20 protein-coding genes and 1 pseudogene are annotated in these 24,969 nt (G+C 71.1%); 5 read left to right on the forward strand and 16 right to left on the reverse strand.

Translation table 11 applies throughout. From position 1 onward, the window contains the following. Positions 1-525 precede the first annotated feature (525 nt). From ACIBJG_RS31535 to ACIBJG_RS31550, 4 genes are read right to left on the reverse strand one after another with little or no spacing between them, the layout of a single operon-like run. The gene (locus tag ACIBJG_RS31535; RefSeq protein ID WP_399312686.1) at positions 526-1,560 is read right to left on the reverse strand and encodes a LacI family DNA-binding transcriptional regulator; all 1,035 of its coding nucleotides are present in this window, start codon (positions 1,558-1,560) and stop codon (positions 526-528) included. A 41-nt stretch (positions 1,561-1,601) separates the two neighbouring features. Continuing rightward, positions 1,602-2,468 (reverse strand): carbohydrate ABC transporter permease, encoded by an 867-nt coding sequence (locus tag ACIBJG_RS31540; protein WP_399312688.1) that lies wholly within the window; start codon positions 2,466-2,468, stop codon positions 1,602-1,604. Further along, positions 2,465-3,391, reverse strand: a complete 927-nt coding sequence (locus ACIBJG_RS31545) for a carbohydrate ABC transporter permease (RefSeq protein WP_399312690.1) — start codon at positions 3,389-3,391, stop codon at positions 2,465-2,467. The genes ACIBJG_RS31540 and ACIBJG_RS31545 overlap by 4 nt, the downstream gene beginning before the upstream one ends. Then, complete coding sequence (locus ACIBJG_RS31550; RefSeq protein ID WP_399312692.1) at positions 3,388-4,707, reverse strand: extracellular solute-binding protein; 1,320 nt, start codon at positions 4,705-4,707, stop codon at positions 3,388-3,390. Before ACIBJG_RS31550 ends, ACIBJG_RS31545 begins: the two co-directional genes overlap by 4 nt. Before the next feature lie 180 nt (positions 4,708-4,887). Here ACIBJG_RS31550 and ACIBJG_RS31555 point away from each other — a divergent pair, with 180 nt between their 5' ends. Together ACIBJG_RS31555 and ACIBJG_RS31560 are read left to right on the forward strand one after the other, a co-directional pair. Beyond that, positions 4,888-6,933 (forward strand): beta-galactosidase, encoded by a 2,046-nt coding sequence (locus tag ACIBJG_RS31555; RefSeq protein WP_399312694.1) that lies wholly within the window; start codon positions 4,888-4,890, stop codon positions 6,931-6,933. 58 nt (positions 6,934-6,991) lie between these two features. Next, on the forward strand, positions 6,992-8,560 hold the full coding sequence (locus ACIBJG_RS31560; RefSeq protein WP_399312696.1) for an arabinogalactan endo-beta-1,4-galactanase: 1,569 nt from the start codon (positions 6,992-6,994) through the stop codon (positions 8,558-8,560). A gap of 12 nt (positions 8,561-8,572) precedes the next feature. Here the strand turns inward: ACIBJG_RS31560 and ACIBJG_RS31565 are convergent, their stop codons facing one another. The 7 genes from ACIBJG_RS31565 to ACIBJG_RS31595 all read right to left on the reverse strand — a co-directional run bounded on the left by ACIBJG_RS31565 (position 8,573) and on the right by ACIBJG_RS31595 (position 15,460). Beyond that, the gene (locus ACIBJG_RS31565; RefSeq protein ID WP_399312698.1) at positions 8,573-9,598 is read right to left on the reverse strand and encodes a VOC family protein; all 1,026 of its coding nucleotides are present in this window, start codon (positions 9,596-9,598) and stop codon (positions 8,573-8,575) included. 10 nt (positions 9,599-9,608) lie between these two features. After that, entirely contained in the window at positions 9,609-10,565 is a 957-nt protein-coding gene (locus ACIBJG_RS31570) for a hypothetical protein (RefSeq protein ID WP_399312700.1), read from the reverse strand. 175 nt (positions 10,566-10,740) lie between these two features. Beyond that, the gene (gene thpD / locus ACIBJG_RS31575; RefSeq protein ID WP_399312702.1) at positions 10,741-11,634 is read right to left on the reverse strand and encodes an ectoine hydroxylase; all 894 of its coding nucleotides are present in this window, start codon (positions 11,632-11,634) and stop codon (positions 10,741-10,743) included. Positions 11,635-11,640: 6 nt separating this feature from the next. Next, a complete protein-coding gene (locus ACIBJG_RS31580; protein WP_399312704.1) occupies positions 11,641-12,039 on the reverse strand; it encodes an ectoine synthase in 399 nt (132 codons plus the stop codon). A 119-nt stretch (positions 12,040-12,158) separates the two neighbouring features. Then, positions 12,159-13,421 carry a diaminobutyrate--2-oxoglutarate transaminase gene (gene ectB, locus ACIBJG_RS31585; protein WP_399312706.1) on the reverse strand — a complete coding sequence of 421 codons (1,263 nt, stop codon included), beginning with the start codon at positions 13,419-13,421 and terminating at the stop codon, positions 12,159-12,161. 81 nt (positions 13,422-13,502) lie between these two features. Beyond that, positions 13,503-14,033 carry a diaminobutyrate acetyltransferase gene (ectA, locus tag ACIBJG_RS31590; RefSeq protein ID WP_399312707.1) on the reverse strand — a complete coding sequence of 177 codons (531 nt, stop codon included), beginning with the start codon at positions 14,031-14,033 and terminating at the stop codon, positions 13,503-13,505. Positions 14,034-14,353: 320 nt separating this feature from the next. Then, on the reverse strand, positions 14,354-15,460 hold the full coding sequence (locus ACIBJG_RS31595) for a pyridoxal-phosphate-dependent aminotransferase family protein (RefSeq protein WP_399312708.1): 1,107 nt from the start codon (positions 15,458-15,460) through the stop codon (positions 14,354-14,356). A gap of 169 nt (positions 15,461-15,629) precedes the next feature. Here ACIBJG_RS31595 and ACIBJG_RS31600 point away from each other — a divergent pair, with 169 nt between their 5' ends. Beyond that, positions 15,630-16,730 (forward strand): amidohydrolase family protein, encoded by a 1,101-nt coding sequence (locus tag ACIBJG_RS31600; RefSeq protein WP_399312709.1) that lies wholly within the window; start codon positions 15,630-15,632, stop codon positions 16,728-16,730. Positions 16,731-17,063: 333 nt separating this feature from the next. Next, complete coding sequence (locus ACIBJG_RS31605) at positions 17,064-18,146, forward strand: SCO1860 family LAETG-anchored protein (RefSeq protein WP_399312711.1); 1,083 nt, start codon at positions 17,064-17,066, stop codon at positions 18,144-18,146. Between the two features lie 152 nt (positions 18,147-18,298). Here the strand turns inward: ACIBJG_RS31605 and cobC are convergent. From cobC to cobM, 5 genes and pseudogenes are all read right to left on the reverse strand, one after another. After that, positions 18,299-19,408 (reverse strand): annotated as a pseudogene (gene cobC, locus ACIBJG_RS31610) (Rv2231c family pyridoxal phosphate-dependent protein CobC); the annotation flags it as partial. Next, positions 19,377-20,288 (reverse strand): sirohydrochlorin chelatase, encoded by a 912-nt coding sequence (locus tag ACIBJG_RS31615; RefSeq protein WP_399312713.1) that lies wholly within the window; start codon positions 20,286-20,288, stop codon positions 19,377-19,379. The pseudogene cobC and the gene ACIBJG_RS31615, both read right to left, overlap by 32 nt. Positions 20,289-20,343: 55 nt before the next feature. After that, positions 20,344-22,068: a precorrin-3B C(17)-methyltransferase gene (cobJ, locus tag ACIBJG_RS31620; RefSeq protein WP_399312714.1), complete on the reverse strand. Its 1,725-nt coding sequence runs from the start codon at positions 22,066-22,068 to the stop codon at positions 20,344-20,346. Continuing rightward, a complete protein-coding gene (gene cbiE, locus ACIBJG_RS31625; RefSeq protein WP_399312715.1) occupies positions 22,065-23,321 on the reverse strand; it encodes a precorrin-6y C5,15-methyltransferase (decarboxylating) subunit CbiE in 1,257 nt (418 codons plus the stop codon). The genes cobJ and cbiE overlap by 4 nt, the downstream gene beginning before the upstream one ends. Next, positions 23,318-24,157, reverse strand: a complete 840-nt coding sequence (gene cobM, locus ACIBJG_RS31630) for a precorrin-4 C(11)-methyltransferase (protein WP_399312717.1) — start codon at positions 24,155-24,157, stop codon at positions 23,318-23,320. The genes cbiE and cobM overlap by 4 nt, the downstream gene beginning before the upstream one ends. A gap of 77 nt (positions 24,158-24,234) precedes the next feature. Between cobM and ACIBJG_RS31635 the strand changes: the two genes are divergently transcribed. Next, positions 24,235-24,957, forward strand: a complete 723-nt coding sequence (locus tag ACIBJG_RS31635) for a ZIP family metal transporter (RefSeq protein ID WP_359314924.1) — start codon at positions 24,235-24,237, stop codon at positions 24,955-24,957. The last annotated feature ends 12 nt before the right edge of the window (positions 24,958-24,969 follow it).

Below are 24,969 nucleotides of genomic sequence, written 5' to 3' on the forward strand. Positions count from 1 at the left end.
GATGGTCGCGACCGGCTCTTTCCCCGAGCGTGGGCATGGGTGAGCGATAGCTTTCGGACATGATCTGTGTAAGTTGCACGGGTGTGGAGATTTTCTGCTGGGAAGGCCTGTCGGAAAAGGCGACTGCGCTGTGACGGCTCTGCGGGTCGGTGCGTTGCCCGGCGGAAATTAGCTTAACGACGGAGGGTGTCGAGAGGTTTATCTGCGGCGGTTCGGTGAAAATACCGGCAGGGGCCGAAAGGTAAACCCGGATCAGTGGATTTCTGTTCGGGGGAGCCGGCCCGGGTGTGCAGGGGGCTCGGGCGCCTGGTAGGCCCGCTGTGCCGGATTTCCCCCCGGCGGTCGTCGCGGCGGCCGGGGGCGGCGTGGGCGCGGATCTCCCTCGCCCGCTTAAAGGTTTAGACCACTACGCCGGGCGCGCGCTCAGGTCCCGAACGGCCGGCCGCGGACACCGCGAGGCCCGAGGCCCACCCGGTCCGGAGGGATCACGCGCGATGGCGTGAGCGGCGCCGACGGGCCCCGCTCCTACGCCGACTCGCGGCGGACCAGCTCGGTGGGCAGTATCACCGCGGCCGGGTCCTCCCCGCCGATCTGCGCCAGCAGCACCCGCACCATCTCGGCGCTGATGCGGTCCCACGGCTGCCGGATCGTCGTCAGCGCCGGCCGGGAGGCGAGCGCCGCGGGGGAGTCGTCGAAGCCGCCCACCGCGACATCGTGCGGCACGCTGCGCCCGGCCCTCTCCAGCGCCACGAGCACTCCCTGCGCCATCAGGTCCGAGGCGACGAACACCGCGTCCAGGTCCGGGGCCCGATCCAGCAGCAGCGCGGCCGCCGCCTCACCGCTCGCCCGGCTGTAGTCGCCCGGCACGATCAGCGCGTCGTCGGCGGGCAGTCCGCAGTCGGCCAGCATCTCGCGGTAGCCGGCCAGCCGCTCCACACCGCCCGGGGTGTCCAGGGGGCCGCTGACCGTACCGATCCGGCGGCGCCCCGACTCGTACAGGAAACGCACCATGTCCCGGGCGCCGTCCCGGTCGTCGGCCGCCACATAGCTGACCTTCGACCCCTGCCCGAGCGGCTTCCCGCAGGCGACCAGGGGGACGCCCGCCTCGTGCAGCTGGGCGGCCACCGGGTCGCCCGAGTGGCTGGAGACCAGCAGGACCCCGTCCACATGCCCGGCGATGTACCGCATGTTCCGCCGGCGCTCCGCCTCCGTACCCGCGATCATCAGCAGCAGCGGGATGTCGTGCGCGGCGAGCGCGCTCGTACAGCCGCGCAGCAGCACGTTGAAGTTCGGGTCCTCGAAGAACCGCTCCTGCGGCTCGGTGAGCAGGAACGCCACCGAGTCGGAGCGGCCCGTGATCAGCGACCTGGCGTGCCGGTTCACCGTGTAACCGGTCTTGCGGATGGCGGAGTTGACCGCGTCCAGCGCGGCCGGGCTGACGTTGTGACCGCCGTTGAGCACCCGGGAGACCGTGCCCCGGGAGACCCCGGCCTCCCGCGCCACGTCATGGATGGTCGGCGGCCGTCGGCGTCCCGTACCGGTCTGTTCTGTGCGGCTCATGGTGCGTGATCTTTCATCAAGTGACGTCCTGGCGGGGCCCGTCAGGACTTTACGGCCCCGGAGAGCAGGTCGAGGCTCCAGAAACGCTGGATGACCAGGAACAGGGCGATCAGCGGGATGATCGCCAGCAGCGCCCCCGTGATCACCAGCGTATAGAGGGCCGGAGTGGTGGAGCCCTGCTGGAGCAGGGTGAACAGCCCCAGCGTGACCGGGAACTTCTCGTCGTCGCCGAGCATGATGTACGGCAGCAGGAAGTTGTTCCAGATCGCGACGAACTGGAAGAGGAAGACGGTCACCAGACCCGGCAGCATCATCGGCAGCGCGATGGTCCGGAAGATCCGCCACTCGCCGCCGCCGTCCATCCGCCCGGCCTCGATCACATCGCCCGGCACGGCGGCAGCCGCGTAGATCCGGGCGAGGTAGACGCCGTACGGGGAGAGGATCACCGGCAGCATCACCGACAGGTAGGAGTCGGTCAGGTCCGCCTTCGCCATCAGCAGGTACTGCGGCACGGCGAGGATCACCGGCGGCATCAGCACCCCGGCCAGCAGGATGTTGAAGATGCTCTCCCTGCCGCGGAAGCGGTACACCGCGAGCGCGTACCCCGAGACCGCGGAGACGCCCGTGGACAGCAGCGCGCCCACGCCGGCGTAGAGGGCGGAGTTGGCCATCCACTTCCAGTAGACGCCGTCCCGGTACGCCGAGAGGTCGGCGACGTTGTCCGCGAATCCGGAGCCGGGCAGGAAGGTGAAGGTGGAGAACAGCTCGCTGCCGGACTTGGTCGAGGCGACGAGGATCCAGGCGACGGGCAGCAGGCAGTAGAGCGCGCCGAGCAGCAGAGCGGCGGTGGGTACGAGGGTGAACCGGCGGGGGGTCGCGGGCAGCTGCCGGAGGTGCGGCGTGGTCACTGGGAGTCTCCCTGCTTCGTACGGGAGTTGGCCGCCTTGAGGAAGCCGAAGGACAGGGCCAGGGTGACGACGGCGATGATGACCGCCTGGGCGGCCGCCGCGTAGATGTCGTTGTTGACGAAGGCGTCCTGGTAGACCTTCATCAGCGGACTCCAGGTGGTGGAGAGGGAGTTGGTCAGCGGCTTCAGCGTCGTCGGCTCGCTGAACACCTGGAGCGTCGCGATGATCGAGAAGAAGAACGTCAGCACCAGCGACGGCGCCACCATCGGGATCTTGATCCGGAGCGCGATCTGCCACTGCGAGCATCCGTCGAGGCGGGCCGCTTCGAGGATCTCGACGGGGATCGCCCGCAGCGAGGTGTAGATCACGATCATGTTGAAGCCGGTGCCGCCCCAGACCGCGATGTTGGCGAGCGCGAGGTAGAGCGGTCCGCCGTCGAGCAGATCCGGCTGCGGCAGACCCGCCTTGTCCAGCAGGAAGTAGAACGGGCTGACGTCGGGCAGGTAGAGGAAGCCCCACATCAGGGCGGCGACGACACCCGGGATCGCGTACGGGAGGAAGATCGCCAGCCGGGTGAAGCCACGCAGCCGGAGCCGTTCGGTGTCCAGGAGCAGGGCGAAGAGCAGGGCGAGGCCCAGCATCACGGGCACGACGATGGCGCCGTAGCCGAGGATGCGCAGCGCGCCGTGCAGCAGTTCCGAGTCGGAGAACGCGTCGGTGTAGTTGGCGAACCCGGCCCAGATCTCCTGCCGGGCGCCCTTGCCGAGGCCCAGGCCGCTGACCTCGGTCCGGCGGAAGCTGAGGTAGAGCGCGTAGCCGATGGGCAGGGCGAAGAAGAGCAGGAACAGCACGGTGGCGGGGATCAGGAAGGCGTACGGGGCGCTCTTGACCCCGTACGGCTTCCGGCGGCGTGCGCGTGTCACTCGGAGACTCCGAAGCCCTGCTTCTTCAGGTCGGCGACGGTGGCGTCCTGCATGGCGGTGAGGGCCGGTGCGAAGTCCGAACCGTTCTTGGCGGCCTTGGCGAAGTTGTCCTTGAAGGCGGTGTACGCGACGTTCACGTTCGGGCCCCAGGCGGCCGGGGCGGTGCCCTTGGCGATCTTGGCGGCCTCGGTGTAGAAGTCCGGCTGGTTGGCGAAGTAGGCCGGCGAGTTCGCGAGCGCGCCGCCGGTCTGGGCGGCCGTGGCGGCGGGGTAGATCCCGCTCTCCTTGACCAGCGCGGCGAGCGCCGTGGGGTCGGTGTTCAGCCACTTGGCGAAGGTGGCCGCGGCCTCCTTGTGCTTCGAGTCGTTGGTGACCGCGGTGGAGGAGCCGCCCCAGCTGCCGGTGACGCTCTCGCCGGACTTCCACTGGGGGAGCGGGGCCATGGCCCACTTGCCCGCGGTGTCGGGCGCCGCGGTGGTCAGCGTGCCCGGTGCCCAGACCGCGCTGACCCAGGCGATCTGCTTGCCGGTGTTGAGCGCCTTGTTCCAGGCCGGGGTGTACATCGGCTGGTTGTCGATGGCGCCCTCCTTGACCAGGCCGCCCCAGAAGTCCGAGACCTTCCGCGTGGCCGGGTCGTCGATGGCGACCTTCCACTTGTCGCCGGAGGTGGTCCACCACTGCGCGCCGGCCTGCTGGGCGAGGCCCGCGAAGAGGCCGGAGTCGTTGGAGGAGAAGGTGGTGAGGTCCTTGTCCGGCGCCTTCTTCTTCAGCGCGCGGGCGGTCTCGGCGAACGCGTCCCAGGTGGTGGGCACGGACAGCCCGTACTGCTTGAACAGGTCCTGGCGGTAGTAGAACATCAGCGGGCCGGAGTCCTGCGGCAGCGCGTACAGGGCGTCCGAGCCCAGCGTCGCCTGCTGCCAGACACCGGCGGCGAACTCGCCCTTGGCGTCGCCCGCCTCCTTGGATATGTCGGCCAGCACGTCGTTGGAGACCAGGGTGGGGAGCGCCTGGTACTCGGCCTGCACCAGGTCGGGGGCCTTGTGCGCCTTCGCCGCGGTGATGATCTTGGTGACCAGGTCGTCGCCCGACGCCTGCTTCTTCACCGTGACCGTGATCCCGGCCTTCTTGCCCTCGCCCTTGTTCCAGATGTCCGCGACCTTGTCCAGGCCGGGGGCCCAGGCCCAGTAGGTGAGCGATACGGGGCCGGAGGCGGCCGGGTCGTCGCCGCTGCCGTCGTCCGACGAGCCGCAGCCCGTGAGCAGTGCGGTGGCGGCGAGCACGGCGGCCGTGGACGCCGCGACGATGCGGTACTTCATGGATGTCTCCCCTGACGAGAAGCGAGGGTGCAGCGCTGATGTGCGCTGTGAGCGTTCACAGTAGAGAAACGAAACCGACACTTGTCAATGGTTGATGCTGTGCGGTTATGTTGGCTCTGCGCCACCGAGAGTGTGTGTGCACGTTCCCAAAAGTTGTACCAAAGAGCCCAGGAGACGCCCATGCCGCACACCCCTCGTGCGACTGCCCCGCAGGGTCTGCACCAGCTGGCCTTCGGCGGCGACTACAACCCCGAGCAGTGGCCGGAGGAGGTCTGGCACGAGGACATGCGCCTCATGCGGGAGGCCGGCGTGAGCATGGTCAGCGTCGGGATCTTCTCCTGGGCGCTGCTCGAGCCCGAGCCGGGCAGCTACGACTTCGGCTGGCTCGACCGGCTCCTGGACCTGCTGCACGTCAACGGCATCCGCGCGGACCTCGGCACCCCCACCGTCGCCCCGCCCGCCTGGTTCTACCGCGCCCACCCCGAGGCCCTTCCGGTCGACAAGGACGGTGTCCGGTACGCCTTCGGATCACGCGGCGCGATCTGCCACAGCAACCCCGACTACCGGGCCGCCGCGGCGAACATCACCGAACAGCTCGCCCGCCGGTACGGCAGCCACCCGGCCCTCGCCCTGTGGCACGTCCACAACGAGTACGGCGTCCCGGTCAGCGCCTGCTACTGCGACAGCTGCGCCGCCCACTTCCGCCGCTGGCTCACCGGCCGTCACGGAGACGTCGAGGCCGTCAACGAGGCCTGGGGCACCGCCTTCTGGGGCCAGCGCTACCGCGGCCTCCACGAGATCGACCCGCCCCGCACCACACCCACCGTCGGCAACCCGGCCCAGCAGCTCGACTACACCCGCTTCGCCGACGCCACCATGCGCGAGAACTTCTGCGCGGAGCGCGACATCCTGCACCGGCTCGCCCCCGGCATCCCCGTCACCACCAACTTCATGACCGCCCTCAGCCAGTGCGACTCGGTGGACTACTGGGCCTGGGGACGGGAGGTCGACCTCGTCACCAACGACCACTACCTGATCACCGACGGCCGCCGCACCCACGTCAACCTCGCCATGGCCGCCGACCTCACCCGCTCGGTCGCGGGCGGCGCCCCCTGGCTGCTCCTTGAGCACTCCGCCGGCGGCGTCAACTGGCAGCCCCGCAACCCCGCGAAGCGCCCCGGCGAGATGGCCCGCAACAGCCTCTCCCATGTCGCCCGCGGCTCCGAGGGTGCGATGTTCTTCCAGTGGCGCCAGTCCCTGCGCGGCGCGGAGAAGTTCCACTCGGCGATGCTCCCGCACGCGGGCACGGACTCCCGGATCTGGCGCGAGGTCTCCCGGCTGGGCGCCGATCTCGGCCTGCTGGACGGGATCCGCACCACCCGCACCGTCGCCGACGTGGCCATGGTCTGGGACTGGCAGTCCTGGTGGGCGCAGTCCCTGGAGTGGCGCCCGAGCCAGGACCACGACGCCCGCGAGCGTGCCGACGCCTTCTACGCCTCGCTCTTCGACCGGCACCTCACCGTCGACTTCGCCCACCCGGACGCCGACCTGTCCGGCTACCCCCTGGTCGTCGTCCCGGCCCTCTACCTCGCCACCGAGGAGTCCGGCCGCAACCTCCGCCGGTACGTGGAGGGCGGCGGCACCCTCGTCGTCTCGTACTTCTCCGGCATCGTCGACGCCGACGACGCCGTGCACCCCGGGCCGTACCCGGGCGCGCTCAGGGACGTACTGGGGCTGACGGTCGAGGAGTTCTCCCCGCTCGCCGAGGGCGGCACCGTCCGCCTCATCACCCCCGAGGGCGCCCCCGAAGGGCCCGAGCTGACCGGTGACCTCTGGTCCGACGTGGTCATCCCGCGCGGCGCCGAGACCATGTGGTCCTACGCCGACGGCATTCCGGCCGGCCGGCCCGCCGTCACCCGCCACCGCCTCGGCGAGGGCGCCGCCTGGTACGTCTCCACCCGGCTGACCGGCGCCGACCTGGACGCCGTGCTCGACCGGGCCTGCGAGGACGGCCGCATCGCACCCCGCACCGGCCTCCCGTACGACGTCGAGGCCGTCACCCGCACCGGCGAGAGCGGCACGTACCTCTTCGTCATCAACCACACCGGGAGCGAGGCCAAGGTGCCGCTCGACGCCCCCGGAACCGAACTCCTCACCCGAGAGCCCGCCACGGGCCACCTCGCCGTCCCGGCAGGTGCCGTCCGCGTGGTCCGGCTCGACGGCTGAGGGCGCACGACCGCTTTCCCCCAGGCAACGCCCGCGCACGGTCGAAGGGACATCGACGATGTACGGAACGACGCACGGCAAGAAGAGAGCGGCGGCGCTGGCGGCCTCGCTCTCCGGTCTCCTGCTGGCCGCACTCCCCGCACCTTCCGCACACGCGGCCACCGCCGCAACCGCTCCCTCCAACACCGGGTTCGAGTCCGGCAGCACCGGCTGGTCGACCTACTCGGCCGGCGGGCAGAACGCCGCCTCCTTCACCGAGGCGGGCGGCCACAGCGGCAGTAACCGGCTCAGCCACTGGTCCGCGTCCGCCTACAAGGTGGAGACGTACCAGTACCTCACCGGCCTCACCGACGGCGCGTACACACTGAGCGCCTGGGTCCGCTCCGGCGGCGGCCAGAACTCCGCGTACATCGCGCTGCGCAACTGCGGAAGCGCCGAACAGCGCACCGACCTGCCGCCCACCGCGAACGGTGCCTGGATCCGCCTCGTCACCTCGGTGAGGGTCACCGGCGGCTCCTGCACCATCAGCCTGAACTCGGACGCCCACGCGGGGGAGTGGGCCAACTTCGACGACATCGCCTTCACCCCCGGCGCCACCGGGCTCACCGTGAAGGGCGGTGACCTCTCCACGCTTCCGAAGAACGAGGCGCACGGCGCGGTCTACCGCAGTGCGAGCGGCGCCACCGGCGACGCGATGGGGCTTCTGAAGTCCGCCGGAATGAACTACGTCCGCCTCAAGGTCTGGGTGAACCCGGCCGACGGGTACAACGACAAGGCCCACGTCCTGACCATGGCGAAGCGCGCCAAGGCCCTCGGGATGAAGACCCTCGTCGACTTCCACTACTCCGACGCCTGGGCCGACCCCGGCAAGCAGAACAAGCCCGCCGCCTGGTCCGGGCACGGCTACGCCCAGCTGAAGAAGGACGTCTATGACCACACCCACGACGTGCTGGCCGCACTCAAGGCCCAGGGCACCACCGCCGACATGGTCCAGATAGGCAACGAGACCAACGCCGGAATGCTCTGGCCCGAGGGGTCCACCGACAACTGGTCCCAGCTCGCCGGACTCCTCACCTCGGGTGCGAACGCGGCGAAGGCCGTCTCCTCCGGTACGAAGGTGGCCCTGCACCTCGCCAAGGGCGGCGACAACGCCGGCACCCGCTGGTGGTTCGACAACGCCGTCGCGTACGGCGTGCCCTTCGACGTCATCGCGCTCTCGTACTACGGGTACTGGCACGGACCGCTGGGCGACCTCCAGACCAACCTCGACGACGCCGCGTCCCGGTACGGGAAGCCGGTCATGGTCGCCGAGACGGCCTACGCCCACACCCTCGCCGACGCCGACGGTCTGGAGAACAACATCGCCACCGCGGACCAGCTCGTCAGCGGCTACCCGGCCACCCCGGCCGGCCAGGCGGCCAACCTCCGCGACGTGATGAACGTCGTCGAGGCCGTCCCCGCCGGCCGGGGGCTGGGCGCCGTCTACTGGGAGCCGGCCTGGACCGCCGTCGGCGGCAGCGGCTGGGACCCGGCCGACCCCGCCTCCGGCAACGCCTGGGAGAACCAGGCACTGTTCGGATACGACACGAAGCTGCTGCCGGCGGCGGCCTGGTTCTCCCACAGGTAACCGTCCCCGGGACTACGGCTGCGGGGTCTCCTCCAGCGGAGCCCCGTGCCACTTCCACGACGTCACGCGCTCGCGGCCCGGCAGATCCGCGCGGCCGGTGGACCAGAGCAGGACGGTCCACCGGTCCTCGTCGGCCGGGGCGTCGGGGAAGAGCCGGGCCAGCACCCGGTCGCACAGGTCGGCGGGCGGCGTCCAGGAGACTCCGAGGCCCGCGGCGACGTCGTGCGCGTGGACCAGGGTCTCCACGATGCCCATCGCGGCGAACCCCTCCGGATCGGAGACGCCGTAGGAGTGGAAGGACCGGATGTCGGGGGAGGCCGTCCGCACCATCGCGGCCAGCAGAGCGCCGCTCGCCTCCAGGGTCTGGAGCAGCCCGGCGGTGCCCGCCTCCGGGTCGGCGAAGATCGCGTTCCAGGGGCCGCCCTCGCGTTCCGGAGCCCAACGATAGGGGACATCGCTCTCCAACGAGGGCTTGCGCGGGCCGAGTTGGACGGCATACGCGAACAGGTCGTCGCTCAGGTGCTCCACGGTCTCCCAGCAGTCCCAGGTGAGCGTCCCCGCGGGGATGTGCCAGTCGGACGCCGGTGACGTACGGAGCGTGTCCAGGGTCAGCCGCACCGCCGCCGTCACGTCGTCCGCCGTGACCGCCAGCCTCGTCCCGGTCAGCCGCGCCCGCTCGCGCGCACCGCACTCCACGCAGAACTCGTTGCCCTCCGGATCGGCCAGGGTCGCCCAGCCCCGCCCGTTCGGCCTGCGGTGGTCGCCGACGAGGGTGGCACCGAGGGCGAGCAGCCGCTCGACCTCCTCGTCGCGGGTGCGGTCGTCCGGCTGGATGTCGAAGTGCATGCGGTTCTTGACGCTCTTCGGCTCGGGCACGGTGACGAACAGCAGGGCGGCGCCGGGGGTCTCGACGAGAGCCTCGGGGTCACCGGGGAAGTCGTCGGCGGCGAGGGACGAACCCAGCACCTCGGCCCAGAACATGCCGAGCTTGTAGGCGTCGGCGCAGTCGACGGTGACGTGGTGTACGTGTGAAGTCATGGGGTCACTGTCACCGCTGACCCGGGCCGTGGTCCAACGAGTTGAACAGTTCCACGGCGCGTCCGCGTCGATCCGAACCCTTTGCGCACAAACGGGAGCCGGCCCGCAGCCCGGTCACTCCCTTTCCTCCCGGCTGAACAGCCGCCGCCCCTGCCCGCTCTTGTCCGCCCCCCCAGTAGTCGGCGTATTCCTTGTCGTCGACCATGCCGGAGACCCGGAAGACGCCGACGCCGGTACCGGGTTCGTTCACCTCGAGAGAGCGTTGGCTGCCCTTCTTGTCGAGGTAATCCACCTTCAGGTGGTATTCGACGTACTCCCTGCCCAGGAGTTTCGCTTCCACGGCCATGACGAAGCCCTCGCCCGCCTTGAGGACCTGTGACTGACGGGTGAAGTAGGGCTTTCCGCCCTGGGTGAATTTCGGGTACCGGTTGTCGAGGTTCAACTGGACCGGGATGCTGTCCGACGCCATACCTCCCAGAGGTTCGATCATCGTGGTGTCGATCGCCGCGGTGCGGCGTGTGATCACGGGGACGATGTCCACCACTCTGACCGGGGAGGAGGAGACGTTGGTGACAGCGACCTTGTATGCGGTCTCGTGGATCGAGGTCGCCTTGATCTTCCGGAGCAGGTGCTCCCACTCTTCCTGCGTCGTCGCTCCATGGCTCAGCGCGGCTCTGTCCTCGGGGCTCGTCACGTGCTGCTCCGAGACCAGGAACGTGCCGCCCTCCTCCGGTATGGCCACCACTTTGAGCGGAACCGCGGGCTCTGCGTGCGGTGGCGCCGAAGCGGCCGGCTTCTTCTCGTCCGTCAGCACGTCCGTGACGAGTCCCTGAATCGAAGAGCCCAGGCCGGTGATGAAACTGACGATCACGGCGGAGACGCCGGCCAGAACCGACGCCACTATCACCGTGCGCGCTGAGTTCCGGTCGGCTTCCGGCCTTCCTGCGGCTCGTCGTCGTTCGGACATCCGCCGAAGGTGTTCACGTTGGTTGGCCCGTCGCACCATGCTGCCCCCGCCTCCGAAATTTTTTGATCCTAGCGCGGTTCGGCAGAGCGGCACCGTGGGTTTCCGGCGGGCGCAGAACATGCCGGCGGGGCGGGACGCATCGCTGCGCCCCGCCCCGACCGGCCTTCGTACGCCCCTACTTCACCGGCGTGAAGTCGCGCGCCCCGATGAACTCCGGGCGGCGGATCGGAGCCGCGAAGGGCTCCTGGGCCGTGTTCTCCACGCTGTTGAACACGATGAAGACGTTGCTGCGCGCGTACGGGGTGATGTTGTCGCCCGACCCGTGCATCGCGTTGCAGTCGAACCAGGTCGCCGAACCGGCCTTGCCCGTGAAGAGCTTGATGCCGTGCCGGTCGGCCATCTTCGTCAGCGCCTCGTCGGACGGGGTGCCGGCGTCCTGCATCTGCAGGGACTTCTTGTAGTTGTCCTTCGGCGTCTCGCCCGCACAGCCGAGGAACGACTTGTGCGAACCGGGCATGATCATCAGCCCGCCGTTGGTGTCGTAGTTCTCGGTCAGCGCGATCGAGACCGACACGGTCCGCATGTTCGGCAGACCGTCCTCGGCGTGCCAGGTCTCGAAGTCCGAGTGCCAGTAGAAGCCCGAGGCGCCGAAGCCGGGCTTCACGTTGATCCGCGACTGGTGGACGTACACGTCCGAGCCGAGGATCTGACGGGCCCGGCCCACCACGCGCTCGTCGCTGACGAGCCGGGCGAAGACCTCGCTGAGCCGGTGGACCTCGAAGACCGACCGTACGGAGTCCGACTGCGGCTCGATGATGGAGCGTTCGTCGGCCCGCACCGCCGGATCGGCGATCAGCCGCTCCAGCTCGGTGTGGTAGCCGGCCACCTCGTCCGGGGTGATCAGCTGGTCGACGGTGAGGAAACCGTCGCGCTCGAAGCCCTGGAGCTCCTTGGCGGCGACCGGACCCGGTGCGCCCGGCGCGGACCAGATGACCGGGTCCTGGCGGGGAGTGGTCATCTCGGCGGCGCCGCGCGACGGGTACAGATCGGCGCGTACATCAGTGGTCATGGTGGTTCAGCCCTCCTCGGTCAGCAGCGGGTAGACACCGTTCTCGTCGTGCTCCTCCCGTCCGGTGACGGGCGGGTTGAAGACACAGACACAACGGAAGTCCGTCTTCGGACGCATGGTGTGGTGCTCATGGCCGTTGAGCAGGTACATCGTGCCGGGAGTGATCCAGTGCTTCTCGCCGGTCTCGTCGTTGGTGAGCTCGGCCTCGCCCTCGACGCACAGGACCGCCTCGATGTGGTTGGCGTACCACATCGACGTCTCGGTACCCGCGTACATCGTGGTCTCGTGGAGCGAGAACCCCACCTGCTCCTTGGCGAGCAGGATGCGCTTGCTCTCCCAGGTGCCGGAGGCGGCCTTCACATGCCGGTCGGTGTTCTCGATGTCACTGAACGATCGGACGATCACGGTGGGTCAATGCCTTTCTCTCTACGGTGTTTCTCATCGGGCCCGCCCGGGGCGGCCCCGGGGCGGAGGCGGTCGGGTGACCACGGACCGGAAAGCGGACGCGGTCACCCGACCGCCTCTCAGGCGGTCTCGCGGACGCAGCGGGCCAGCGTGCGCAGGCCCTCGTCCAGTTCCTCGGGGGTGATGGTCAGCGGCGGCAGCAGCTTCACGACCTCGCTCTGCGGGCCGGAGGTCTCCAGCAGCAGCCCCAGCTCGAACGCGCGGGCGCAGACGGCGGACGCACGCGTGGGGTCGTTGAACTCCAGGCCCCACACCAGTCCGCGGCCGCGGAACTGCGCGCTGTCGTGCTCGCCGCAGATGGCCAGCAGCGCGTGCTCGACCTGCTCGCCGCGGGCCAGGGTCTGCTTCTCCATCTGGCCGTCGGACCAGTAGGCGTCGAGTGCGGCGGCCGCGGTGACGAACGCCGGGTTGTTGCCGCGGAAGGTGCCGTTGTGCTCGCCCGGCTCCCAGATGTCCAGCTCGGGCTTGAACAGGCAGAGCGCCATGGGCATCCCGTAGCCGCTGATGGACTTCGACAGCGTCACGATGTCCGGCGTGATGCCGGCCTCCTCGAAGGAGAAGAAGCCGCCGGTCCGGCCGCAGCCCATCTGGATGTCGTCGACGATGAGCAGCATGTCCTGGCGGTGGCACAGGTCCTGGAGCGCGCGGAGCCACTCGGCGCGGGCGACGTTGATGCCGCCCTCGCCCTGCACGGTCTCCACGATCACCGCGGCGGGCTTGTTGAGCCCGGAGCCCTGGTCCTCCAGGAGCCGCTCGAACCAGAGGAAGTCGGGGACCTGGCCGTCGAAGTAGTTGTCGAACGGCATCGGCGTGCCGTGCACCAGCGGGATGCCGGCGCCGGCCCGCTTGAAGGCGTTGCCGGTGACGGCGAGCGAGCCCAGCGACATGCCGTGGAAGGCGTTGGTGAACGAGACCACGGACTCGCGGCCCTTCACCTTGCGGGCCAGCTTCAGCGCCGACTCGACGGCGTTGGTGCCCGTCGGGCCGGGGAACATGACCTTGTACGGCAGGTCGCGCGGCCGCAGGATGACGTTCTGGAAGGTCTCCAGGAAGGCCCGCTTGGCGGTGGTCGCCATGTCGAGGCCGTGGGTGATGCCGTCGCGCTCGATGTAGTCGATCAGTGCGCGTTTCAGCACCGGGTTGTTGTGGCCGTAGTTGAGCGAGCCGGCTCCGGCGAAGAAGTCGAGGTACGAGTGGCCGTCCTCGTCGGTCAGCCGGGCGCCCTGCGCGCGGTCGAAGACGGCGGGCCAGCCGCGGCAGTAGCTGCGTACCTCGGACTCGAGGGTCTCGAAGACACTGAGGGCGGGCGGGGTGATGGTCACAGCGGGTCTCCTGCGTGAGGGGGTGTGACGGGCGGCGGTCAAGGTGACTACGACGGGCGGCACCCGCCGGAAAGGGCCTGCTCAGGCGTGGAACGGGCCGATGCTGTAGAGCACTTCCGGCAGATGGGTGTTCTCGGGGAACAGGCCGCCGTCGAAGAGCACCTCGCGTTCCAGTGCCACGTCGTGGCGCTGTGCGTAGGAGGTGAACAGGCGGTCCGATGCCTTGTTGTCCGGGGTGATGGTCGTCTCGACCGAGGCGAGGCCCTGTTCGCCGGCGACGCGGGCGGTCAGGGCGTCCAGCAGCTTCGCGGCCAGGCCGGTGCCGCGGTGGCCGTGGTCGACGGCCACCTGCCAGACGACGAGCGTCTCGGGGCGGTCGGGCCTGAGGTACCCCGTCACGAAGGCGACCGGGGCGCCGGTCTCGTCGCGGGCGACCACGGAGGTCGCCGCGAAGTCACGGCACCACAGCAGGTAGCTGTACGAGGAGTTGAGGTCCAGGACCTCGGAGTCGCGGGCTATGCGCCAGATCGCGGCTCCGTCCTCCACTCGCGGGGTGTCGATCGTGATGAATTCGCTTCGGGCACGTGCAAAATCTGCTGGTGCGGCGGTCATGCGAATTGAATTTACCCAGCAAATTTCGAAATTGCATCGGGCCAAGGGGTTGGGTGGTGCGATGCTTTGTGTTATCACGCGAGCGTGCGCACCGGCGCGAAATCGCTATGCTTTCACCCGATTTGGTAGGCATTTATCTGGCATAATGCGCCTCGCTGTGGAGTCGGTCACAAGGTCGTAACTCTCGTAGAACGCAACCGAATTGTGGAGATCGGACGCCCCGGAAACTGGGGTGTTTAGCCTCCGGAAAAGCGGGCAGAAGAATGCGGGGAGCTGCTCTGAATAAGGCAGCTCCCCGCATTTATTGAATACGTCGGAATTTATGCGTTGGGCCAGGTTTCCGAAACGGCCTTCCGGGCAGCTTCCAGATCGACCCGCCGGCCCGCACCGGCCAGCGCCGCCCCCAGAGCCGCGAGCGAGGACAGCACCGCGCCCCGCGTCGCATCCACCCCGTAGTGATTGACCCGGATCATCTCCTTGGAAAGCGCCCCTCCCCCCGCGATCAGCGGCAGCGACGGCTCGGCCGCCAGCGCCTGCGCGACCAGGTCCGCGGCGTCCACGCCGTCCGGCGTCCGCAGTGTGGTCGCCACCGGCGCGGCGTCCCGCGCCTCGTGCACGTACGGCGTCAGGCCGCCGCCCAGTGCCATGGCACCGGCCCGGGTGGCGGCGGCGGCAACGGCGTGACGGGCCATCAGCGCGTCCAGCCCCTCCGCCTCGATCCGCTCCACACAGGCATCCAGGGCCAGCATCTCCAGCTGCGCCGGGGCGTGCAGCAGGGCCCGGCGGCCGCCGTCGATCCAGCGCTCCTTCCAGTCCAGCAGGGAGAGGTAGGAGCGGCGCGGGGCCTGCGCGTTGGCGGCGATCCGCTCCCAGGCGCGGGCGCTCACCGACACCGCGGACACCCCGGCCGGGCCGCCCATCGCCTTCTGCGCCCCGATCACGCACAGGTCCACACCCCAGGCGTCCGGCAGCAGCGGCTCGGCGCCCACCGAGGCGACGGCGTCCAGCATGAACAGCGCCCCGTGCGCCCGGACGACCTCACCGATCTCCGCGACCGGGTTGGTGTTGCCGGTGGCGGCCTCCGCGTGCACCAAGGAGACGAAGTCGATCTCCGGGTGCGCGGCCAGCGCCTCGGCGACCTGGGCGGCGGTCACGGCCGAGTGGAACGGCACCGCGAGATCGATGACCTCGGCGCCGCAGTCGCGCAGCCAGTTGCCGAACGTCTGCCCGTACGGCCCCGTGACGATGTTGAGCGCCGTCGAACCGGGCCGGGCGGCGCCCCTGATGCAGCCTTCGAGGGGGAGGAGCGCCTCGCCCTGCATGATGACGACGTCCTGCTCGGTGGCGAGGAGACCGGCCACCCGCCGCTCGATCGCCGCGAAATGCGCGGCGGTGAGCGGGGTCAGGTCGAGGAAGGGGTGCGTCACGGTGGTGCTCTCTTCGGGATCTGGTCGGTGTGCGGACCGGCCTGCGGGCCAGGCCTGCACCGAGGGTACCGAGCCCTGCGCGGACGGCCCGGACCCGTCCGCCGCCCGGGCCCGGGACCGGGCCGGAGCGGGCGTGGCGCGCGGCCGGGCGCCTCGTACAGTGCTGTCCATGAGTGATCACGAGGCGCCGCGGGTGCTGCAGGTGAAGGGGCGGGTGCTCGTCGGGCCCGAGGAGGTCAGGGACGAGCTCTGGGCGGTCGACGGACGCGTCACGTACGAGCGGCCCGCCGGTGCGGACGACGCGCTCGTCGTCACCGGCTGGGCCCTGCCGGGCCTGGTCGACGCCCACTGCCACGTCGGGCTCGACCACCACGGCGCCGTCGACACGGCGACCACCGAGAAGCAGGCCCTCGACGACCGGGAGGCCGGCGCGCTGCTCCTGCGGGACGCGGGGTCGCCCGCGGACACCCGGTGGATCGACGACCGCGAGGACCTGCCGAAGATCATCAGGGCCGGCCGGCACATCGCCAGGACCCGGCGCTACACCCGTAACTACGCGTACGAGATCGAGCCCGACGAGCTGGTGGCGTACGTCGCGCAGGAGGCGCGCCGCGGAGACGGCTGGGTGAAGCTCGTCGGCGACTGGATCGACCGCGAGGTGGGCGACCTGACGGCCTGCTGGCCGCGCGACGCCGTCACCGCGGCCATCGCCGAGGCCCACCGGCTGGGAGCCCGGGTCACCGCGCACTGCTTCGCCGAGGACTCGTTGCGCGATCTCGTCGAGGCCGGGATCGACTGTGTCGAGCACGCGACGGGGCTGACCGAGGAGACCGTCCCGCTCTTCGCCGAACGGGGGGTCGCGATCGTCCCCACCTTGGTCAACATCGCCACCTTCCCCGCGCTCGCGCTGGGCGGCGACGCCAAGTACCCCCGCTGGTCCGCCCATATGCGCCGGCTGCACGAACGCCGTTACGACACCGTCCGCGCCGCGTACGACGCGGGGGTGCCGGTGTTCGTCGGCACCGACGCGGGCGGGGTGCTCGCCCACGGTCTGGTGGCCGACGAGGTCGCGGAGCTCGTCAAGGCGGGCATCCCCGCGCTGGAGGCGCTGTCCGCGACGACGTGGGCCGCCCGCGCCTGGCTCGGCAGGCCGGGGCTGGAGGAGGGCGCGCCGGCCGACCTGGTGGTGTACGACGAGGATCCGCGGGCGGACGTGCGCGTGCTGGCGGCCCCGCGCCGGATCGTCCTGAACGGGCGCGTGATCGGCTGATCCGGCCGGTCCGGTCCCGGACGGGCCCGGGATGCGCCGTGTTGACCGGCAGTTACCCGGAGCGCACCCGCTCGTTGAATCACTTCCGCACACTCCGGTGCGAGGACCTGTCGAGCCGCCCACGCTCAGTGAAACGGGTGAACGCGAGGAACGCACGTGCCGGAATAATCGAATACAAGCGCGGAAACCCCCCTTTGGGGTGAACTCACGTCAGGTGTCTGTCAGTTCACCCTCTGTGCGTAAAGATTCACGGAGTCGAGGCCACCGGTGCCCGCGATGTCCCCCATTGGACGGCGCCGGTGGCTCCATGTCTCTTGTGGGGGTTCCACCATCTTGAACAGCAACACCTTCCGCCTCGCCGCCCTGGCGGTCGCCGCCGCTCCCGTCGCCCTGCTGGTCGCCGTCCCGGCGCAGGCCACCACCGCGACCACGACCACCGGCGGAGGAAAGGCGAGCGCGGTCGTGCTCCGTACCGCACTCGACGTCTCGTTCCTGAACAAGGCGATCGACGTGCCGCTCGAGGCCACGCTCAACGAGGTGCAGGCGCCGCGGAGCGCGGAGAAGACCGCGCTCAGCGTGAAGCTCGACGGGGTGGAGGGCAAAAAGCCTGTCAGCGTGCTGAGTGCCGATGTGGCCACGGCGAAGGCGACCGTCCGCAAGCACCGTGCCGAGGGCTACAGCAATGTCGTGAAGGCGAAGCTGCACCTGCCCGGCCTGCCGCGGCTCTCGCTGATCGAGGTCGAGCAGGTCACCTCCAAGGCGGTCTGCGAGGTCGGCCACAAGCCGGTCGCCGAGTCGAACGTGCTGGGGCATGTGAAGGTCCTCGGCAAGCGCGTCACCCTGACCGCCGCGGGCACCACGCAGATCGCGGTGCCGGGTGTCGGCTCCGTGACGCTCGACCTGTCGAAGACGAGCACCACCTCGCGCACCGCGGCCGCGGTGGCGCTCCAGCTGAAGGTCTCGGTCAACCCGCTCGACCTGAACGTCGCCGATGTGAAGGGCGAGGTGACGCTCGCCGAGGCCACGTGCGAGACGCCGAAGGCGGGCGGCACGGGCGGCGGCGAGAACGGCGGCGGTGACAACGGCGGCGGTGACAACGGGGGTTCGTCGGACGGCGGGTCCACCGGCGGCGGCTCGACCGACGGCGGCTCAGGCAACGGCGGCTCGACCGGCGGCGGATCCGACACCGCGGGATCCACGACAGGCTCCACGACAGGCTCCACGGCCGGCGACACCGGCGGCGACGTGAAGCCGCAGACCGGCACCGGTCACGCACCCCAGGCCGCCGACCCGGGCGCCGACCTCGCCGAGACGGGCAGCAGCTCCACCACGCCGTACGTCGCCGGCGGCGCCGCCCTCCTGCTGGCGGTCGGCGCCGGCGCGATGGTCGTGGCCCGGCGGCGTGCGCAGGACTGACACCCGGGGGAGCAAGCCACAGCCCGAGGGGGCGGCCGGGGGGCCGTAGGGGATAAAAAAGGGGGGACGGGGAGCGGTGTTCCGTATACGGAGCACCGCTCCCCGTTCCATGCGTGCCCCGAGTCGGGCCGGCGGCCCGGGCCCGGCAGGAGTCAGCGGCTCACCGCGGACAGCGCCTGGAGGGCCTGGTCGAACGCCTGAAGGAAGCGGTTGGTCGTCGTACGGTCCCGTACCGCCAGCCGCAGCCAGTCGTCGCCGAGTCCGGGAAACGTATCGCCGCGCCGGGCCGCGAAGCCCAGCATCCGCAACCGCTCACGTATCTCGGCGCCCCGCTCCAGCCGGATCAGGACGAACGGTCCCTGCGCCGGCTCCACCACCCGTATCTCGGTGAACTCCCGCAGGCCCGCCACCAGATGGCGGCGGTCCACCGCGATCCTGTCCGCAGCCGCGGCCGCCTCGGCCAGCGCCCGCGGCTCCACGCACGCCTCGGCCGCCGCCAGTGCCGGGGTCGACACCGGCCACAACGGCTGCGCCTCCTCCAGCGTGCGGATGGTCTCCGGCGCCGCCGCCACATAGCCGATCCGCAGCCCGGCGAGCCCCCAGGTCTTGGTGAGGCTGCGCAGGACCACGAGCCCTGGGATGTCCGTACGCCCGCACAGCGCCTCGCGCTCGCCCGGCACCGCGTCCATGAACGCCTCGTCGACCACCAGCGTCCGCCCGGGACGTGCCAGGCGCTCCAGCACGGCCGCCGGATGCAGCACGGACGTCGGGTTGGTCGGATTGCCGACCACCACCAGATCCGCGTCGGCCGGCACGGCCGCCGGATCGAGGCGGAAGTCGTCACCGGCCCGCAGCAGCACCCGTCCCACGTCGTGCCCGGCGGCACGCAGCGCCGCCTCCGGCTCGGTGAACTGCGGATGCACCACGACCGGTCTTCGAACCGGCAGCGCGCGTGCGATCAGCACGAACGCCTCCGCCGCACCCGCCGTCAACAGGAGCCGCTCCGGCGGCAGCCCGTGCCGGGCCGCGACCGCCGCACGCGCCGCGCGACCGTCCGGGTACGCCGCGAGCGCGCCCAAGGACGCGGCTATCCGCTCCTTCAGCCAGGCCGGTGGGGTCCCGGCCCGTACGTTGACGGCGAGATCGGTCAGATCCCGGCCCCGTCCCCGTACCTCCGCGTCACCGTGATGACGCAGATCGTGCGCGCCCGCGCCTGTAGCGTCGGGACTCTCAATGGGAGTGTGCATGACCGCCATGGTGGGGGTGGGGGTGATGGCCGTCGTCGTCAGGGTGGAAGTGCGGCTGCTGCGGCAGTCCCACCTTGTCCTCGAAGCCCGGCAGTGCGATCCGGTACACGCAAGAGTCGCAGTTCATCCGCAGATCGCCCTTGACGGCCTCCCGGTAGCGCTCCATGACCAGATCGAGCAGTTCCTCCGCCGCGCCGATCACCTCGGCCGGCCGGACGTCCAGCTCAGGATGGGCGGCGGCCCACTCCGTGGTCTGGTGACGCACCCGGTCCGGCAGGATGCCGGTGAAGAGGAAGTACGGCAGAACGACTATGCGCCCCGCACCCAGCTTCACGCAACGGTCGAGACCGGTCGGCACGTCAGGGGCGGCCAGCGACACGAAAGCCGTCTCCACACCCGCGTAGCCCCGGCCCTCCCAGAACAGCCGCGCCGCCTTGTACACCTCGGCGTTGGCGTCCGGGTCGGTGGAGCCGCGGCCCACCAGCAGGATCGTCACCTCGGACCGGTCCGTGTCGCCCAGCACCTCCCCGACACGCCGCTCCAGCACCTTCAGCAGCGCCGGATGCGGGCCCAGCGGACGCCCGTACGTGTACGAGATGCCCGGGTGGCGCTCCTTCTCGCGGGTCAGGGCCGCCGGAATGTCGCCCTTGGCGTGCCCGGCCGACACCAGCATCAGCGGAACGGCCGCGAAGTGCTTCACGCCCTGCTCGACGAGCTCGGTCACGGCGTCGCCGAGCGGCGGCGGAGACAGTTCGATGAAACCGCCCGCGACGGGCAACTGCGGGTTACGGGCGCCGAGTTCGGCCACGAAGTCACGGAAGGCGGCGGCCCCGCCCTCGTCCCGGGTGCCGTGGCCGGCGATGAGCAGTGCGGGCTGGGCGGACGGGGTGTTCACGAAGTCTCCTCGGTGTTCCTGGGGGTGGGGTGCGGGGTGGTGGGTGCGGGCCGGTTCACGGGGCCGCCTGCGCCGCGGGCGCGACCGTGGCGGACTGCCACCGGTAGCCGCGCGGGGTGACCATGCGGCCCGCGATCTCACGGGTGGCCGTGTTGCCGACGGTGACGACGGTCATCATGTCGACGGTCGCCGGGTCCAGCGCGGTCAACGACGTCACCCGGCTGGACTCGTCGGGCCGGGAGGCGTTGCGTACGACCCCGACCGGAGTGGCCGGATCCCGGTGTTCCGACAGGATCGACAGCGCCTTCGGGAGCTGCCAGTCGCGGCCCCGGCTGCGCGGGTTGTAGAACGTCACGATGATGTCGGCCTCGGCCGCGGCCCGTACCCGGCGCTCGATGATCTCCCACGGCGTGTGCAGGTCGGAGAGGCTGATCGAGACGTGGTCGTGGCCCAGCGGGGCGCCCAGGATCGCGGCCGCCGCCAGCGCTGCCGTCACCCCCGGCACACCCACCACGTCGATGTCGGCACCCGCCTCGGCCAGCGCCGGCGACGCCATCGCGTAGACCCCCGCGTCACCACTGCCGATCAGGGCCACCGCATGACCCTTGCGCGCTTCGGCGACCGCGGTGCGGGCCCGCTCCTCCTCCGCGCCGAGCCCCGACTCCAGGACCGTGGTGCCCGGCCGCAGCAGGTCCCTGATCTGGTCGACGTACTGATCGAGCCCGACCAGCACCGACGCCCGCCGCAGCTCGTCGCGGGCCCGCGGCGTCAGCAGGTCGCGCGCCCCGGGACCGAGCCCCACGACGGCGAGCCGCCCGCGCGGTGCGCGGCGCACCACCGCGCAGGTGGCCATCGCCGCCCGCCCCTCGGGGGCCGACTTCCGCTTCGGTACGAGGAGTTCACCGCCGCCCGCGAGCGCGGCGGCCTCCGCCACCGAAGGCGTGCCGACGGCGGCGAGCGGCGCGTCGGACGGGTGCGGCACCTCGATCCGGGCCAGCTCCTCGGCCGGGTACGTCCGCAGCGGCACGCCGAGCCGTGCGGCGGCGGCCACGATCCCGGGCTCCCCGGCCTTCGCGTCCACGGTCACCAGCTCCGCGACGCTCAACGGTGAGAGGCCGGCCTCCGCCAGAGCGTCCCGGATCAGCCCGGACACCTCGTCCTCGGGCGCGCCCTTCGACGCACCGACCCCGACGGCGAGCGAGGCCGGCCGCAACACGGCCTCCCGCGCCCCGAGTTCCACGGAACGGTCGCTGAGGTGCAGCACCGCCGCACCCGCGCGTCCCGGACCCACGTTCGGCGGCAGCGCGGGCAGCGGCCACACCGCGTCCGCCCGCAACTCCACCGGCGCACCGTCCAGCATCGCCCGCGACACCCCCGCGACATCCCCCTCCACGGGGAGCCCCAGCATGTCGAGCCCGGGCACGCCCACCGAGTCCGTCGCCGTCGTCACCACCGGCGCCGCACCCAGCACCTCACCGACCGCCACCGCCAGGGCGTTCGCCCCGCCGCCGTGGCCGCCCAGCAGCGCCACCGCGTGGCGCCCCGCCTCGTCGACGCAGACGACACCGGGATCGGCCGACTTGTCCGCGAGCAGCGGGGCGACGAGGCGCACCACGGCCCCCGTCGCCAGGAAACACACCAGCTGCTCGCACTCGGCGAACGCCCGCCGCACGGCCTCGCCCACCGGACCGTCGTAGACCACAACGCGGCCGGGCCAGGCCGCGGCCAGCCGGTCACGGGCGACGGCACCCGCCGCCGTCGCGGAGATCAGGCCGATCACTGGGTTGCTCCTTCACTTGCACCGGCCGCGGAGCGGACGCCCCACAGCAGAAAGACCGGATTGGCCGCGGCGAGCCGGGTCACGTCACCGGGCAGCGGCGCCAGCCGTGACGACTGCAGCAGCACACCCTCGGGCACGAACCCGCCCGCGGCCAGGGCCGAGCGCACCGGCCCCACCCGGTCCAGGGCCGCCACCGCGACCACCACGGCCCGCCGCGCCCGCCGGGCGCACGCCGTCACGATCGTGGGCAGGTCCTGGCCGCCGCCTCCGACGAACACCGCGTCGGGGTCCGCCAGATCGGACAGCACTATGGGCGCGGCACCGTGCACCGCCCGCACGTACACCCCGTGCGCGGCGGCGTTCGCCCGGATCCGCTCGACCCCGTCCGCCGTCTTCTCGACAGCCACGGCGGCCGCGCCGAGCCGTGCGCACTCCACCGCCACCGATCCCGAACCGGCCCCGATGTCCCACACCAGATCACCCGTGCGCGGCCCGAGCCGGGCCAGTGCCAGCGCCCGCACCTCGAACTTGGTGATCATCGAGTCGCGGTGCTCGAACTCCGCCTCGTCCAGCGCCCATCCGGCCGGACCGACGGCCGGACCGGCCACTGTCCGTACCGGCGAAAGCGCCCGCGACTCGTCCAGGCACAGCACCACACTCACCGGATCCGGCCAGTCGCGGCCCGCCGCCTCCCGGGGTGCCAGCCGCTCGACGTGTTCGCGCTCCGGGTCACCGAGCGCCGTCGCGACGACCAGCGTCCGCTCCTCGCTCCGGTACAGCAGCCCGGCAGCCAACTCGGCCGGACCGGCGCCCGGCCCCGTCAGCACGGCGACCTTCGGGTGCGCGAAGCACACGTTCACCGCGGTCCGCGGGTCACGCCCGTGCGCGCTGACGACGACCGCGTCGTCCCACGGCAGACCCAGGCGGGCGAACGCCACGGCGATCGACGGCGCCCCCGGCCGCACATCGAGCGCCGCGGGCCCGAACCGCTCCGCCAGCGCCCGCACGATCCCGAAGAACCCCGGATCACCGGACGCCAGCACCACCACCCGCGCCCCGTCCTCGGTCAGGTGCTTCCCGATCCGGTCGAGGGCCGGGGCCAGCGGCCCCAGCACCACCCGCCCGGCGCCCGCCGGAAGCGCTCCGGCGTCCAGATGACGCCGGGCCCCGACCACCAACGTGGCCCCGGCCACCGCCCGCACCGCTTCGGGCGTCGGCGGCGCCCCCGTCCCCGTACCGAAGACCCGGATCACGAGCCGGACCGCTGGGCGCGCAACTCGGCCCGCGCCGCCCGGTCGGCCTTGCGGTATCCGTGGAAGTGCCCCGGGTGGTACAGGTGCGACCGCGTTCCCGACGCCGACAGCGCCGGGCCGACCAGGAACAGCGTGTGCTTCCAGAGCTTGTGCTCCTTGACCGTGGCCTCCAGCGTCTCGATCGTGCAGTGCAGGATCAGCTCCTCCGGCCACGTCGCCCGGTACGCGATCACCACCGGCGTCGAGGTCGGGTAGCCGCCCTCCAGCAGTTCCTCGGTCAGCTGACCGGAGCGGGCCGCCGACAGGAACAGCGCCATCGTCGTGCCGTGCCGGGCGAACTCGCGAACCTCCTCGCCGGGTGGCATCGGCGTCTTCCCGCCGCCGAGCCGGGTCAGGATCACCGACTGCGCCACCTCGGGAATCGTCAGCTCGCGCTGCACGACCGCGGCGACTGCCGAGAACGACGACACACCGGGCACGATCTCGACCGCCACCCCGAGTTCGCCGCACCGGTCGACCTGCTCCTGGGTGCCGCCCCACAGCGCCGGGTCACCGGAGTGGATACGGGCCACCTTCAGCCCCTCGTCCGCCGCACGCCGGTACACGGCGACCACCTCTTCGAGGGACATCTGCGCCGAGTCCAGGATCTCGGCACCCTCCCGGGCGTGGTCGAGGACCTCCTCCTGCACGAGGCTCGCCGCCCAGATGACGATGTCGGCGTCCGCGATGGCCCGCGCCGCCCGGAAGGTCAGCAGATCGGCGGCGCCGGGGCCGGCACCGACGAACGTCACGGTGCCGCGGGTGGGCGCGGCTGCTGCGTCGACTGCTTCGGACATGGGACGGGTCCTTTCGAGAACGTGGATCGTGGGATTCGGGGATGCGGGCACCGGGGTCAATCGGCTAGCAAGAGCCCATGGCGGTGTTCGTCGCGCTCGGCGCGTTCCTGATGACCCTGGTCGGCGGCTGGGTCGCCCAGCGCGTCACCGACCGCCGCCACCTGGTGCTCGGATTCGCCGGTGGACTGATGCTCGGAGTCGTCGGCCTCGACCTGCTGCCGGAGGCCATCGAAGCCGCGGGCGGCCTCGTCTTCGGCGTACCGGCGGCCCTGCTGCTGTTCGTGGGCGGCTTCCTCTTCGCACACCTGGTGGAGCGTCTGCTCGCCGTACGCCAGGCGGCACACGGCGCGAGCGAGGAACGTGTGCCCCAGGTCGGACTGACAGCGGCGGCCGCCATGGTCCTGCACAGCCTGATGGACGGCGTGGCGCTCGGCGCGGCCTTCCAGGTCGGCGGCGGCATGGGAGCGGCCGTCGCCCTCGCCGTCATCACCCACGACTTCGCGGACGGCTTCAACACGTACACGATCACCAGCCTGTACGGGAACGCCCGCCGCAAGGCCCTGACGATGCTGTACGCGGACGCGGCGGCGCCCGTCATCGGCGCGGCGACGACACTCGTGTTCACCCTTCCGGAGGAACTCCTCGGCTGCTATCTCGGCTTCTTCGGCGGCGCGCTGCTCTACCTCGCCGCAGCCGAGATCCTGCCCGAGGCGCACCACGACCACCCGGCCCGCTCCACCCTGCTGTGCACGGTCGCCGGAGTGGGCTTCATCTGGCTGGTGGTGGGCCTCGCGCAGTGACCCGCGGGGTGA

Source organism: Streptomyces sp. NPDC050422 (genome assembly GCF_044458665.1).
In the GTDB taxonomy this organism is placed as follows: domain Bacteria; phylum Actinomycetota; class Actinomycetes; order Streptomycetales; family Streptomycetaceae; genus Streptomyces.

What these genes read in the sequence shown, in the direction of transcription:
- ACIBJG_RS31600 (WP_399312709.1), top strand. Translation starts at nt 15,630, where the DNA reads ATGAGTGATCACGAGGCGCCGCGGGTGCTGCAGGTGAAGGGGCGGGTG.
- ACIBJG_RS31535 (WP_399312686.1), bottom strand. Translation starts at nt 1,560, where the DNA reads ATGAGCCGCACAGAACAGACCGGTACGGGACGCCGACGGCCGCCGACC.
- ACIBJG_RS31550 (WP_399312692.1), bottom strand. Translation starts at nt 4,707, where the DNA reads ATGAAGTACCGCATCGTCGCGGCGTCCACGGCCGCCGTGCTCGCCGCC.
- ectA (WP_399312707.1), bottom strand. Translation starts at nt 14,033, where the DNA reads ATGACCGCCGCACCAGCAGATTTTGCACGTGCCCGAAGCGAATTCATC.
- ACIBJG_RS31635 (WP_359314924.1), top strand. Translation starts at nt 24,235, where the DNA reads ATGGCGGTGTTCGTCGCGCTCGGCGCGTTCCTGATGACCCTGGTCGGC.
- ACIBJG_RS31565 (WP_399312698.1), bottom strand. Translation starts at nt 9,598, where the DNA reads ATGACTTCACACGTACACCACGTCACCGTCGACTGCGCCGACGCCTAC.
- cobM (WP_399312717.1), bottom strand. Translation starts at nt 24,157, where the DNA reads ATGTCCGAAGCAGTCGACGCAGCAGCCGCGCCCACCCGCGGCACCGTG.
- ACIBJG_RS31560 (WP_399312696.1), top strand. Translation starts at nt 6,992, where the DNA reads ATGTACGGAACGACGCACGGCAAGAAGAGAGCGGCGGCGCTGGCGGCC.
- thpD (WP_399312702.1), bottom strand. Translation starts at nt 11,634, where the DNA reads ATGACCACTGATGTACGCGCCGATCTGTACCCGTCGCGCGGCGCCGCC.
- ACIBJG_RS31555 (WP_399312694.1), top strand. Translation starts at nt 4,888, where the DNA reads ATGCCGCACACCCCTCGTGCGACTGCCCCGCAGGGTCTGCACCAGCTG.
- ACIBJG_RS31570 (WP_399312700.1), bottom strand. Translation starts at nt 10,565, where the DNA reads ATGTCCGAACGACGACGAGCCGCAGGAAGGCCGGAAGCCGACCGGAAC.